10 protein-coding genes are annotated in these 13,520 nt (G+C 71.3%); 5 read left to right on the forward strand and 5 right to left on the reverse strand.

Annotated elements, in window-relative coordinates; genetic code table 11:
• Positions 1-9: 9 nt before the first annotated feature.
• On the forward strand, positions 10-1,179 hold the full coding sequence (locus ACFYL4_RS09840) for a site-2 protease family protein (protein ID WP_387517922.1): 1,170 nt from the start codon (positions 10-12) through the stop codon (positions 1,177-1,179).
• Positions 1,180-1,236: 57 nt separating this feature from the next.
• Here the strand turns inward: ACFYL4_RS09840 and ACFYL4_RS09845 are convergent, their stop codons facing one another.
• Both ACFYL4_RS09845 and ACFYL4_RS09850 read right to left on the reverse strand, forming a co-directional pair.
• The gene (locus ACFYL4_RS09845) at positions 1,237-1,710 is read right to left on the reverse strand and encodes a hypothetical protein (protein ID WP_357763322.1); all 474 of its coding nucleotides are present in this window, start codon (positions 1,708-1,710) and stop codon (positions 1,237-1,239) included.
• 32 nt (positions 1,711-1,742) lie between these two features.
• Positions 1,743-3,095, reverse strand: coding sequence for a multiprotein-bridging factor 1 family protein (locus ACFYL4_RS09850; protein ID WP_387518219.1), 1,353 nt, complete (start codon positions 3,093-3,095; stop codon positions 1,743-1,745).
• Between the two features lie 225 nt (positions 3,096-3,320).
• On the opposite strand from ACFYL4_RS09850, the gene ACFYL4_RS09855 reads away from it, so the two are divergent.
• Entirely contained in the window at positions 3,321-3,731 is a 411-nt protein-coding gene (locus ACFYL4_RS09855) for a hypothetical protein (RefSeq protein WP_387517924.1), read from the forward strand.
• A 275-nt stretch (positions 3,732-4,006) separates the two neighbouring features.
• On the opposite strand, the gene ppgK is transcribed toward ACFYL4_RS09855, so the two are convergent.
• Positions 4,007-4,762 carry a polyphosphate--glucose phosphotransferase gene (gene ppgK / locus ACFYL4_RS09860; RefSeq protein WP_387517926.1) on the reverse strand — a complete coding sequence of 252 codons (756 nt, stop codon included), beginning with the start codon at positions 4,760-4,762 and terminating at the stop codon, positions 4,007-4,009.
• A gap of 197 nt (positions 4,763-4,959) precedes the next feature.
• Here ppgK and ACFYL4_RS09865 point away from each other — a divergent pair, with 197 nt between their 5' ends.
• The 3 genes from ACFYL4_RS09865 to dop all read left to right on the forward strand — a co-directional run bounded on the left by ACFYL4_RS09865 (position 4,960) and on the right by dop (position 9,864).
• Positions 4,960-5,949: a tRNA (adenine-N1)-methyltransferase gene (locus tag ACFYL4_RS09865; RefSeq protein WP_387517928.1), complete on the forward strand. Its 990-nt coding sequence runs from the start codon at positions 4,960-4,962 to the stop codon at positions 5,947-5,949.
• A 300-nt stretch (positions 5,950-6,249) separates the two neighbouring features.
• The gene (arc, locus tag ACFYL4_RS09870; RefSeq protein WP_357763313.1) at positions 6,250-8,019 is read left to right on the forward strand and encodes a proteasome ATPase; all 1,770 of its coding nucleotides are present in this window, start codon (positions 6,250-6,252) and stop codon (positions 8,017-8,019) included.
• Between the two features lie 321 nt (positions 8,020-8,340).
• Positions 8,341-9,864: a depupylase/deamidase Dop gene (gene dop / locus ACFYL4_RS09875; RefSeq protein ID WP_387517930.1), complete on the forward strand. Its 1,524-nt coding sequence runs from the start codon at positions 8,341-8,343 to the stop codon at positions 9,862-9,864.
• 178 nt (positions 9,865-10,042) lie between these two features.
• Here the strand turns inward: dop and ACFYL4_RS09880 are convergent, their stop codons facing one another.
• Positions 10,043-11,194, reverse strand: a complete 1,152-nt coding sequence (locus ACFYL4_RS09880; RefSeq protein ID WP_387517932.1) for a S1 family peptidase — start codon at positions 11,192-11,194, stop codon at positions 10,043-10,045.
• Positions 11,195-11,738: 544 nt separating this feature from the next.
• Positions 11,739-12,890, reverse strand: a complete 1,152-nt coding sequence (locus tag ACFYL4_RS09885; protein WP_387517934.1) for a S1 family peptidase — start codon at positions 12,888-12,890, stop codon at positions 11,739-11,741.
• Positions 12,891-13,520: the final 630 nt, after the last annotated feature.

A 13,520-nucleotide genomic window follows, 5' to 3' on the forward strand; every position in this document is an offset into this window, starting at 1 on the left:
TGTGGAGGAGTGAGCAGAGGTAGCGACCAGTCCCGGCCCCGTCCCGACGACCGTGAGCGGAAGAGGCCCGGATTACTGTTGGGCCGCCCCTTCGGTGTCCCCGTCTACGTCACCGCGTCGTGGTGGATCGTCGCCGTCCTGATCACACTGGTGTACGGGGGGATCGTCCAGTCGCGCCTGGCCCTGGGCCCCGCCTCCTACCTGCTGGCGTTCGTCTTCGCGGTCCTGCTCTACGCCTCGGTGCTCGTCCACGAGCTCGCGCACTCGCTGGTGGCCCGCGGCTACGGGCTGCCGGTGCGCCGCATCGTCCTGTACGTGCTGGGCGGCGTCTCCGAGATCGACCGGGAGGCCCCCACCCCGGGACGCGAGTTCTGGATCGCCTTCTCCGGGCCCCTGCTGTCACTCCTGCTGGCGGCGGGCGCGTTCGCGCTCGCCCATCTGGCCGACCCGTTCAGCGTGCCCGGTGAGCTGCTGTTCCAGCTCTGGATCGCGAACCTGCTCGTGGGCGTGTTCAACCTCCTGCCCGGGTTGCCGCTGGACGGCGGCCGCCTGTTGCGCGCCGGGGTCTGGAAGCTGACCGGTCGCCCGCACACCGCGAGCGTGGTCGCCGCCTGGGGCGGCCGCGTCCTGGCCCTGCTCGTGGTGGCGCTGCCGTTCCTGTTCGCGTGGAGCGCGGGCAGCGCCCCCGGACCGTGGGCGATCGTGTGGGGCGTGCTCCTGGCCGGGTTCATGTGGATGGGCGCGACCGAGGCCCTCAACAACGCCCGGGTCCGGGCCCGGGTACCGGGACTCCGGGCCCGCGAGCTGGCGCGGCCGGTCGTGTCCGTCCCCGCCGACCTGCCGCTGGCCGGTGCCGACCGGCGCGCCGACGAGGAGGGGGCGGACGAGGTCGTGGTCACCGACGCTGGGGGGACGGTGGTCTCCGTGGTGCACCCGGCGGCGGCGGAGGCGATCACCGACGCCCGCCGCGCCTGGGTGCCGGTCTCGGACGTGGCGCGCGCGCTCACCGAGCACTCGACCGTCTCCGCCGACCTGGAGGGCGAGGAGCTGCTGACCGAGCTCACCCGCCACCCCCTGCCCGAGTACCTGGTCCGGGAGGCCGACGGCGCGCTACTGGGTCTGCTGCGGGCCTCGGACGTCAACGCCGTGATCTCCGGGCGCTCCGCCCGGCGGGGATGACGACGGGGGCGCGAGGCGGGCCCGGACACCGTGGAGCCCGGGCCCGGTACGGGGGGCTCAGCGGCTGGCACCCTCGGGCCACAGCACCGTGACGGGGCGGTGCACCTGGTGGGCGTAGGCGACCACGTCGGCCGTTCCTCCGGGGCCACGGGCCGGCTCGCCGTCCCAGACCGCCACCAACTGGTCGCACCGTTCCACGAGCAGGCGCCCCGCGGCCATGTGAGCGCTCGGGTCGGACTCGTCGTGCGGTAACGCGTGGACCAGGACGGCCTGCCCCAGGAGGCGGTCGTACACCGGGTGGTGCTCGTTCGGGAGTGCCTCCCGGTACCCGGTCGCGGGGATGATGGCCTCCAACGGGGCGCCGGTGGCCACCACCGCCTCGGCGAAGACGACGTCGGCCCCGTCGGCGAGACAGGACAGGCCCACCATCTCGCATCCGTACGGTTCCAGATGAGCCTTGACCAGATCGGCGACGGCGCCGCTCACGTCAGGGGTCAGGTTGCGGTGTCCGGTGATCCCGATACGAATCACATAACCTCCCTGCTGCTCGCTTCGCCGACTTTCTACCCACTGATGGGGATACCGGTAACCAGTGAGGAGAGCCTGCCGTCGAGGTCCTCGACGCAGTGCGCCCTGGGCCCCCGGTAGCGCCGGCGGAAGGAGCGGACCCGGCCCACCACGCGCTCGGAGTCGAAGCGCACTCCGGTGGTCAGCGCCTCCTGGGCGAGGCGGAAGGCCTCGTCCACGTCCCCGGCCTCGGCGTGGGCGGAGGCCAGTTCCACCTTGAGCAGCGCCGACTGCTTGACGTTGCGGGGCGCGGGGGCCACGGCCTCGGCGAAGGCGGCGCGGGCGTCGTGCGGGCTGCGCAGCCGGACCCCCACCAGGGCGCGGTACCCGGCGACCTTGGCCCGGTCGAAGGAGAACACCCAGGGCCAGGGCGGCTGCGCGTTGTCCGGGCTGTCCGCCTCACGCTCGGCGCGCCGGATGGCGCGGGCGGCGGAGACGCGGTCGCCCAGACCGGCGTGGGCGAGCGCCCCGATGCAGGCCAGCCAGGCGCGTGCGGTGGGGTGCGCGGACGGACCCAGCACGTGCTCGGCCTCCTGGACCAGGCCGAGGCCGAGCTCGGGGTCCTCGGCCACGTCGATCTCGAAGGAGGCCAGCGATCCGAGCATGTACACGTCCAGCAGCCGCATCCCGGCCTGACGGGCACGCACCACGGCCGTCCGGTAGTGCATGCGCGCCGAACCCATGTCGCCCAGGTCGGCGCTGAGCCAGGCGGCGAACCCGGAGGCCTCGCTGGCGGCGGCGCTGAGCTCGGTGTGGAAGACGGTCCCGCGCGCGTTGCCGAGCATCTGTTCGGCCAGGTGCACGTGGGCCACGGCGCTGGGCAGCAGGTGACGGGCGGGGGAGGTGGCGTCCATACGGCGCTGTCCTCCGGTGATGGAGCGCAGGGCCGGTGCGGTGGTCTCGTTGATGCCGTGGTGGACCTCCTGTCCTCCGGACGGGCGCCCCGGCACGGTGGCGGCCCCACCGGTGACGGGTCTGGCGGGGTCACGGCGGCGGACGGGGTTGCGTCCGCTCGCCGCGGGCTCCTCGCGGGCTCCCGCGCCGGGCGTACGCGTGCCGACCTCGTTCGGTTCCCGCGTGCATCCGGGAGCGCCGGGGGCCTCGGTGGCTCCCGTGTCGGGGCCGTCCCCGGTACCGCCGAAGCGCAGCAGGTGGAGCGGGATCTCCAGGCGGCGGGCGAGGTCGTGCACCTGGCTGACGGTGAGGGACTGCTGCCCGTTGACGACCCGCGAGACCCAGCTCTGCGAGTAGGTCAGGGCCTGCGCCAGCTCTCCCTGGGACCATCCGCGCGCCGCGCGCACGCCCTCGATGACCGTCGGCATGTCGCAGGTGGCCAGAGCGTCGGCCATGCGCGGTCGGGTCCACAGGTCGTGGGGCAGTTCACCGTCGTGATGGGGCATGAGGCCAAGGTTAGGGATTCCGTGAGCGCTTGGTGGCTATGTGTGAAAAAGAAAGTGTGATGCGTGATCCGCATACCGGTGTTCGTGCCTGCTCAGGGTGGTGCACAGTGGGTGTGGTCGTTGGTTCGGCGCGCGACGTGTCGCGCCGGGCCCGGAGGAAGACAGGGAGGCCGTGTGACCGTTGAGACACCGCCGGCGGGGAGCCCGAGCCTGGCCGGGAGCGGACGCCGGGACCGTGGTGCCCCGCCCGCGGGCGTGTTCGGCGCGCACGTCCCCACCGAGGCCGTGTGCCGGGTGGACCTGGCCACCCTGGCGTTGCGGGGCATGGCCGCCGAGCTCCGCGCACGGGGTGTCGAGGCGCGGGAGGACGGTGTGTACGGCCTGGTCGACGCGGGGCCCCTCACCCGCCCGCAGCGCGCCCTGCTGCGGCCGCACCGGGGGGACCTCTGGTGGTGGATGCGCTGGCCCTGCCAGGACGACGTCCCCTCGGGCCCGTGCGGTGTCCCGCTCTCCCCGGTGGCCCGTACCTCCGACGCGGCGAGGAGGATCGTCGGCGCCCTGAGCCACGCGAGCGAGGGCGGCTGACGTGTCCGGACCCGGGCCCCCTCCCGGGTCCGGACCACCATGACGGGCTGTGCGGGAGCACGGTCCCGGGTGTCGTGACGGTGTCTGGGGCGCCCCCGTGCCCCAGTCTCCCTCTGCGCGGGCCCCAGACCCGTACGGCACCCGAAGCGGTACCGCCCCGCCGGTCGCGCCCAGTGGCCGGAGCTCCACGCGGGGTGGTGGTGTTCACCCCCGAGGGTCCCGACTCCTGCCCCGGGGTCGGGGCCCTCACCCCGACGGTCCGCCGCGGAGGACCCCTAGACCTCCGCGGCGGACAGGGCCGCCCCGACGATCCCGGCCGTGTTGCGCAGCTCCGCGGGCACGATCGGCGTCCGGATGTCCAGGTGGTGGAGGAACTTGTGCGCCTTGCGGCTCACTCCGCCGCCGACCACGATCAGGTCCGGCCACACCAGGTCCTCGACAGTCCTGTAGTAGCGCTGGAGGCGGTGCTTGGCCCAGTCGTGGTACGACAGTCCCTCCCGTTCCTTGGCACCGGAGGAGGCGCGTGACTCCGCGTCGTGGCCGCCGATCTCCAGGTGGCCGAACTCGGTGTTGGGCACCAGTCGGCCGTCCACGACCAGGGCGCTCCCGATCCCGGTGCCCAGGGTGGTGAGCAGCACGGTGCCGTCCACGTTCCGGGCCGCGCCGTAGCGGTTCTCCGCCAGGGCCGCCGCGTCGGCGTCGTTGAGCACCCTCACCGGTCGGCCCGCGGCCTCGGCGAACAGGGCGCGAGCGTCGGTGCCCACCCAGCTCTTGTCCAGGTTGGCGGCGGTACGCACCACCCCGCCCTGTACCACGCCGGGGAACGTGACGCCCAGGGGGTAGTCCCCGGTCTCGGGGAAGTGCGCGGCGATCTCGCCCACGATCTCGGCCACGGCGGCCGGATCGGCGTGCTCGGGGGTGAGGATCTTCAGGCGGTCCCGCAGGAACTCACCGGAGACGAGATCGACCGGGGCGCCCTTGATCCCGCTCCCGCCGATGTCGATTCCCAGGCCCGTGGTCTGCTGTGACATGGGTCGTGTCTCCCGAGGTCCTCGTGTTCGGATGTGCGCGGTGGATGGTCCACACGCCTGATACTGCCCAACCGCCGGGGTTCCCGCACACCCGTCCACGCGTTCCCGGCGGGGCGGACCGTTCTTCGCGGTGCCCGGGGGCCGATACGCTGGGCGACTGCCCAGACCAAACGCGACGTGGGAAGACGAGAGCGACGTTGACCGGTATCCATGGCCGCCGCGGCCCCTTCACCGACGGCGACACCGTGCAGTTGACCGACCCGAAGGGTCGCATGCACACCATCACACTGCGCGAGGGCGGGACCTTCCACTCGCACAAGGGCAAGGTCGAGCACGACGACCTCATCGGTGAGCCCGACGGCAGCGTGGTGCGCTCCAACACCGGGACCGCGTACGTGGCGCTGCGCCCCCTGCTCATCGACTACACGCTGTCCATGAAGCGCGGGGCGACCATCGTCTACCCCAAGGACGCCGCCCAGGTCCTGGTGGAGGCCGACATCTTCCCGGGAGCCCGGGTGGTCGAGGCCGGGGCCGGTTCCGGAGCGATGTCCAACTGGCTGCTGCGCGCGGTCGGCGAGCACGGCATGGTCCACTCCTACGAGCGCCGCGAGGACTTCGCGAAGATCGCCCGCCGCAACGTCGAGAACTTCCACGGCGGCCCGCACCCGGCGTGGAAGCTCACGGTGGGTGACCTGGTCGAGGAGCTCGACGAGACCGACGTGGACCGCGTCTTCCTGGACATGCTCGCCCCCTGGGAGTGCCTGGACGCGGTGGCCGGAGCCCTCATCCCCGGCGGCCTGGTGTGCTGCTACGTGGCCACGACCACCCAGCTGTCACGCGTGGTGGAGGAACTCCGCGCCGACGACCGCTTCTACGAGCCGCGCTCCTGGGAGACCATGCTGCGCACCTGGCACGTGGAGGGCCTGGCCGTGCGCCCCGACCACCGGATGATCGGCCACACCGGTTTCCTCGTGGTCGCGCGCCGCCTCGCCGACGGCGTGGAGGCCCCCGAGCGCCGGCGCCGCCCGGCCAAGGGCGCCTACGGCAAGGACTACGAGGCGGCCCGCGCAGCCGCCGACGCTGGCGCCGCCGCGGCCGGTGCCGTCCCGGCCGCGCCCGCCCCTGCGGAGGGGACGGGCGTCGAGGCCGGCGCCCCGGACCGGACGGAGACCGGGGGCGAGGCGTAGCGATCGCGCCGCGCCCACGGCCCAGGGGCCCGTCCGGAGTCGATCCGGGCGGGCCCCTTCCGCGTGTTCGAGAGTGTCCGGAAAAGGCGCCGCAGGAAAGGCGTGGCGCGCCCCGCTCCGGGGAAGGTGCTTGCCGCAACCCCGCCGCAGAGGTTACTTTCTCATTACGTCGGGCCTTTCGCTACCACTCTGACCTGGCTGGACACAAGTTCCCGAAATGAGGCCCACGACACTCGTGCGGGGTTGCAGGTTAGGAATTGGGCATGGGTAGGTAGGTTTCCGAGTAGTTCCTACAGGGAGGTGGCGGACGTGGCCGAACGCGAGGACGAGCGCCAGGGCGATCGGGACCAAGAAGTCGCTGAGCTCACGGCCCAGGTGGCCTACATGGAGAAGGAACTCAGCGTGGTCCGGCGCAAGCTCGCCGACTCACCCCGACATGTACGTCTGCTGGAGGAGCGCCTGCGGGAGGCCCAGGCCAACCTCGCGGGCGCCAACGGGCAGAACGAACGGCTCGTCTCCACGTTGAAGGAGGCGCGCGAACAGATCGTCGCGCTCAAGGAGGAGGTCGACCGGCTCTCGCAGCCGCCGTCCGGCTTCGGTGTCTACCTCGGTGCGCGTGAGGACGACACGGTCGAGATCTTCACCAACGGCCGCAAGATGCGGGTCAACGTCAGTCCCTCCGTGGACCTGGACAACCTGCGTCCGGGCCAGGAGGTCATGCTCAACGAGGCGTTCAACGTCGTCGAGGTGGAGTCGTTCGAGACGGTCGGCGAGGTCGTCATGCTCAAGGAGCTCCTCGAGGACGGCGAGCGCGCCCTGGTGATCTCGCACCACGACGACGAGAGGATCGTCCGCCTGGCGGAGCCGCTGCGCGACGAGCCCGTCCGTCCCGGTGACTCGCTGCTGATGGAGCCGCGTTCCGGGTACGTGTACGAGCGCATTCCCAAGTCCGAGGTGGAGGAGCTCATCCTGGAGGAGGTCCCCGACATCTCCTACACCGACATCGGCGGACTGTCCGGCCAGATCGAGATGATCCGCGACGCGGTCGAACTGCCCTTCCTCCACAAGGACCTCTTCCGCGAGCACCAGCTCACCCCGCCCAAGGGCGTACTGCTGTACGGCCCGCCCGGGTGCGGCAAGACGCTGATCGCCAAGGCGGTCGCCAACTCGCTGGCCAAGCGGGTGGCCGAGCGCACGGGCAGGGACGTCGGCAAGAGCTTCTTCCTCAACATCAAGGGTCCGGAACTGCTCAACAAGTACGTGGGCGAGACCGAGCGGCACATCCGCCTGGTCTTCCAGCGCGCTCGGGAGAAGGCCTCCGAGGGCACCCCCGTCATCGTGTTCTTCGACGAGATGGACTCGATCTTCCGTGTCCGCGGCTCGGGGGTCTCCTCCGACGTGGAGAACACCATCGTCCCGCAGATGCTCAGCGAGATCGACGGTGTGGAGGGCCTGGAGAACGTCATCGTCATCGGCGCCTCCAACCGTGAGGACATGATCGACCCGGCGATCCTGCGGCCCGGTCGTCTGGACGTCAAGATCAAGGTCGAGCGGCCCGACGCCGAGGGCGCGCGGGACATCTTCGGCAAGTACGTCACCGAGGAACTCCCGTTGCACGAGGAGGACCTGGCCGAGCACGGCGGTTCCGCGCGGGCCACGGTGGACGCCATGATCCAGCGGGTCGTGGAGCGGATGTACACCGAGGGCGAGGAGAACCGCTTCCTGGAGGTCACCTACGCCAACGGTGACAAGGAGGTCCTGTACTTCAAGGACTTCAACTCCGGCGCGATGATCGAGAACATCGTCTCCCGGGCCAAGAAGATGGCGATCAAGGACTTCATCGACCAGCAGTCCCGGGGTCTGCGCGTCTCCCACCTGCTCCAGGCGTGCGTGGACGAGTTCAGCGAGAACGAGGACCTGCCCAACACCACCAACCCGGACGACTGGGCCCGGATCTCGGGCAAGAAGGGCGAGCGCATCGTCTACATCCGGACGCTCGTGACCGGGAAGAAGGGGGCCGACGCCGGTCGGTCCATCGACACCGTCGCCAACACCGGGCAGTACCTGTAGGAACACCGCGAGAGAAGCGTTCGAGGGGCCGACCAGGACTCTGGTCGGCCCCTCCCGCCGTCCGGACGAACCGCCGCCCGTGTCGACACGGTGATGACCCACGGCCCCCGGTACCTCTGCGGCTTGGGGGAGCGCAATGGAACCGGGGCGGGGGTCGTGCGGATCGGTTCCCGTTTTCCTTTCGGGAGAAACTGGATAAACCACTACGAACTGCGGCGACACGCCGATGATGGGCTCTCGGAAACGCCCGGGAAGACGGCGCTTAGGCCACAATTGGCGCGGAAGCGTTCAAGACAGGTCCGCGGCGGATAACCTCTCATCATGAGTGTGCGGCGGATTATGGGTATCGAGACCGAATACGGGATCTCCGTGCCGGGAAACCCCGGAGCCAACGCGATGGTCACCTCCACCCAGGTGGTCAACGCCTACCTGGCCGCGTCGGCGGCCCGGGCCAGGAGGGCGCGCTGGGACTTCGAGGAGGAGAACCCGCTGCGCGACGCCCGCGGGTTCGACCTGGCCCGTGAGGTCGCCGACCCCACCCAGCTGACCGACGAGGACCTGGGCCTGGCCAACGTCATCCTCACCAACGGTGCGCGGCTCTACGTGGACCACGCGCACCCCGAGTACTCGGCGCCGGAGGTCACCAACCCCCGGGACGCGGTGTTGTGGGACAAGGCGGGCGAACGGGTGATGGCCGACGCGGCCGCCCGCGCCGCCGCAACCCCGGGCATCGAGCCGATCCAGCTGTACAAGAACAACACCGACAACAAGGGCGCCTCCTACGGCTGCCACGAGAACTACCTGATGAACCGGTCGACGCCCTTCGGCGACATCGTCCGGCACCTCATCCCGTTCTTCGTCTCCCGGCAGGTGGTCTGCGGTGCGGGCAAGGTGGGGATCGGCGCGGACGGCCGGGGCAGCGGCTTCCAGATCTCCCAGCGGGCGGACTTCTTCGAGGTCGAGGTGGGCCTGGAGACCACCCTGAAGCGCCCCATCATCAACACGCGTGACGAGCCGCACGCCGACCCGGACCAGTACCGGCGCCTGCACGTCATCATCGGTGACGCCAACATGAGCGAGGTCTCCACCTACCTGAAGCTGGGGACCACCGCGCTGGTGCTGTCGATGATCGAGGACGGCTTCCTCAGCGCGGACCTGTCCCTGGAGACCTCAGTGGCCGACCTGCGCGCGGTCTCCCACGACCCGGGGCTGACCCACAGGGTGCGCTTGCGCGACGGGCGCCGGATGACGGCGCTGGAGCTCCAGGGCGAGTACCTGGACCAGGCCCGCAAGTACGTCGAGGACCGCTTCGGCACCGACGTGGACCCCGACACGGCCGACGTCCTCGACCGCTGGGAGTCGGTCCTGTCGCGGCTGGCCGCCGACCCGATGGACCTGGCGGCCGAACTGGACTGGGTCGCCAAGCTCAAGGTCCTGGAGGGCTACCGCTCCCGGGACGCGCTGGACTGGTCCCACCCCCGGCTACAGCTGGTGGACCTGCAGTACTCCGACGTCCGTGAGGACAAGGGCCTCTACAACAGGCTGGCCGCGCGCGGCCGGATGCGGCGTCTGGTGGAGGAGGCGGACGTGGTCCGGGCGGTCACCGAACCGCCCGAGGACACCCGTGCCTACTTCCGGGGGCGTTGTCTGGCCAAGTACGCCGACGAGGTGGCCGCCGCCTCCTGGGACTCGGTCATCTTCGACCTCCCGGGGTACGACTCGCTCCAGCGCGTGCCGACCCTGGAGCCGAGCCGAGGGACCAGGGAGCACGTGGGCGGGCTGCTGGACGCCTCGCCGACCGCCGCCGACCTGGTGGCCGTCCTGGGGGGCAACCGCAGGGGCTGACCTCGGTGGACGGTGGTCCGTGTGTCCCCTTCCGGGGGCGGCCCACCGTCCGGTCCCCGTGGCGGCCTGCGGGCTCGGGGGCCGCACGCGAGCGTCCCCGCCCGCTGGACGCGGACGGGGACGCCGGTGGAGCGACCGGTTCGGGGAACCGGGTCAGGTGCCGCGGGGGCAGCCCGGACTAGCTGGTCCGGAGCCGCACGCCCCAGGAGTTCACCATGGGGGTGACCTCCTGGTAGAAGGTGGTCCCGCCGGTGCGGCAGTTGCCGGAACCGCCGGAGGTCACGCCCTGGGCCTGGGTGCCGGAGATGTAGGAGCCGCCGGAGTCGCCGGGCTCGGCGCACACGGTGGTCCGGGTCATGTTGGTGACGGTGCCCTCGGGGTAGCTCACCGACTGGCCGCGGGCCTGGATGGTGCCGCAGTGCCAACCGGTGGTGGAGCCGGAGCGGCAGACGGAGGAGCCGATCGGTGCCTGGCTGTGCCCGGTGACGGTGGCGTAGCCACCGGTGTTGTAGCGGCTGACCAGGTTGGTCAGCGTGAAGTTGGACGTACCGCGCACGAAGGCGGCGTCGTTGCCCGGGAAGACGGACTGCTCGAAGACGCCCCGACCGTCACCGATGGTCACCTGGGTGCCCACGCGGCCGCAGTGGCCGGCGGTGACGAACCCGGGCTGGCCCGAGGCGTTGGTGGCGGCGAAGCCGACCGAGCAGCGGCCGCCCATGGTGTAGGCCAGACCGCCGATGATCTGGGCGTAGAGCTCGGGCTGTTCGCTGCTGGTGACCTCCACGGCCGAGGCGTCCACACCGGCGTCGGCGAGCAGGCCGTCCACGTCGGCGCCGGAACCCTCCAGGACCTCCAGGACGACGGTGTCGCCCGCCACGTCCGGGTACCAGCCGACCACGCCGGGCACGGCTTCGGCGGCGTTGAGCTCCTCGACGATCGCGTCGAGGCCCTCGATGCCGTAGGAGACCAGCTCGGCCTCCGCGCCGGTGGCCTCCACGGCGTCGACGGCGGAGGGGTCGGTGACCAGAACGGTCAGTTCGAGCGACTCGGTGTCGAAGACGGAGCCGCCGTAGGCGTCTCCGGCGGCCTCGGCCGCGGCCTCGTCGACCTCGAAGGCGTGGTCTTGGGCGGTCAGCAGTTCGTCGGCCTCGAGCGGGGTCAGGCCGAGGTCGCGCTGGAGCGCCTCCTGCATGGAGACGGCGTCAGCCTCCGGGGTGGGTGACTGGGGGAGCGAGGCGGTGCCGGCGATGGCGCCCGGAGTCGCGGACAGCACTAGGCCGAAGGCCAGGGCTCCCGTTCCGATGGCGGAGACGACGGGGGAGGGTCGCATGAGGTCCCTACTCTCCTGGGGGGATTGACGGGGGATCGGGGTCGAACTCGTGCCGACCCCAGGCGTTCACCGAGACATTCGGTAAACAACGCCTAACCATAGGTGCACGTTTTGGTGAGGGAAAGACCGCCAGAAGGGTGCAGCATTCAGATCGGTGTCGGGTCACCGGATGACCGGTCACCTGGCGGTCGCAGAACGTGGCGGTGTCGGCGGCCACCTCGTGGTTGTCGGAGTCGATGCGCTACCGACCGAATTCGTGCGCCTGCCGCAAGAGGGGCATTTTGGCCACATGCGGACACCGGTACCCCGTACCAAACGTGGCCGCTCGGACACGCAGGCGTAACACCGGTGGTCATGGCTTCGCTCGCGGCGACAGGCCCGTGCGCACAGCGCCCGGGCGTGCGAATGGCGGGTGGCTGGGTGCGGTCCGGGGGCGGAACGGTCGCGTCCGGCCTCTCGGGGGTGTAGGGAACGCGGAGCGCCCCCGCCCGCCGGGTGGCGGACGAGGGCGCTCGGGCGGGGTCCGACGGACCCCGCGCGTGGGCTAACCGGTGACGAGGCTGAGGTTCCAGCTGCTCAGTGCCGGTCCGACCTCCTGGTAGAAGGTGGTCCCGCCGGAGGAGCAGTTTCCGGAACCGCCCGAGGTCATGCCCTGGGCCTGGTCGCCGGAGATGAACGCACCGCCGGAGTCGCCGGGCTCGGCGCACACGTTGGTACGCGTCATGTCGGTGACGGTGCCCTCGGGGTAGCTCACCGACTGGCCGCGGGCCTCGATGCTCCCGCAGTGCCAGCCCGTGGTGGAGCCCGACCGGCACACGGCGGAACCGACCGGCGCCTGGCTGGAGCCGCCGACGGTCTGGTCACTGCCCGTTCCGTACGTGTTCACCAGGTTGGTCACGGTCCAGTTGGACGTGGCGCGGACGAAGGCCGCGTCGTCGCCCGGGAAGACCGACTGCTCGAACACGCCGGAGCCGCCGCCGTCCGCGCTGGAGGCGGTGGTGCCGACCGTTCCGCAGTGTCCGGCCGTCACGAAGCCGTCACTGCCGGAGGAGTCGGTGACGGCGAAGCCGACCGAGCACCGCCCGCCGCCCATGTGGTAGGCGTCGCCGCCGACGATGTCGGCGTACAGCTCGGGGGTCTCACCGGCGCTCTCCACGCGGACGGCGGAGGGGTCCACGCCCGCGGCCTCGACGAGCCGTTCGGCGTGCGAGGCGTCGGTGGCCTCGATGACCACGGCGTCCTCGGCGCTGTCGGGGTACCAGCCGACGACGCCGGGCTGGCCGCCCGCGGCGTCGAGCTCGTCCATGATCGCGGCCAGGCCCTCGGTGCCGAGGGAGACCAGCGAGGTCCGGGCGCCGGTCTCCTCGACGGCCGTCACCGCGGCGCCGTCCGTCAACAGGACGGTCAGTTCCAGGGTGTCGGTGTCGAAGACCGAGCCGGCGTAGGCGTCTCCGGCGGCCTCGGCGGCCGCGGTGTCGATCTGTGTGGCCTCCGTCTGTGCGTCGAGAAGGTCCTCGGCCTCGAGCGGGGTGAGGCCGAGATCCCTTTCCAGGGCTTCCTGCATGGTGGTCGCCTCGCCCTGGGGCGAGGGCTCGGTGGGCGCGGTCACGGCTGAGGCGCCGGGCGCGACCGAGAACGCGAGCCCGAAGGCCAGCGCTCCCGTGCCGATCGCTGAGACGACGGGGGAGGGTCGCATGGTGCGTGTACTCCTTGGGGTGGGGGTGAGGGTGGGGGCGGGGGCGGTTCCCCGAGGGGACCGGCCCCGGGGAGCCTCGGATCTGCCGAGGGTCTCCACCGTGCACCGAGACGCTCGGTGAACGGACCCACACCATAGGTGAACGCCTCCGGCGGCGGAAGCCCGGTCAGGGATTTCCTCGCCCGGGCGGGAGTCCACGGGTGATCCGGTCATCGGAGGGCGTGGGGTCGTGTGTTGGCGTGGGACCGCTCTGACCACCGTCTTCGATGACGCACCGTGCGCGGATCACATACTCGCGAGTACATCAAGGAGTTCGCCTGGCCGGATGCGGACACGGGAACCGGGTGCCAACAGTGACGGCGGGGTGACGTACGCGTACACCCCGTGGTCAGGATGGGGGAGTGGCGCGAAGGTCGTTTGGCACTCGAATGTGTGTGCGCATGGCGAACGGAAGGGGTGGGGGAGGGCGCGACGCAGCGTCACCCGGTGCTTCGCGGGACTTCGTCCCCCTTCGCGTGGACACGCCCGGAGCGCGGGCGCTCCTCGTGCCCGCGCCGCACCGATCCGACGGGACGATCCGAGGTAACTAGCGGGTATCGGGCCTGTGGAAGACGGTTGAGTCGGGGGCCG

The sequence above is a fragment of the Nocardiopsis sp. NPDC006938 genome (assembly GCF_042869555.1).
Taxonomy (GTDB): Bacteria; Actinomycetota; Actinomycetes; order Streptosporangiales; family Streptosporangiaceae; genus Nocardiopsis.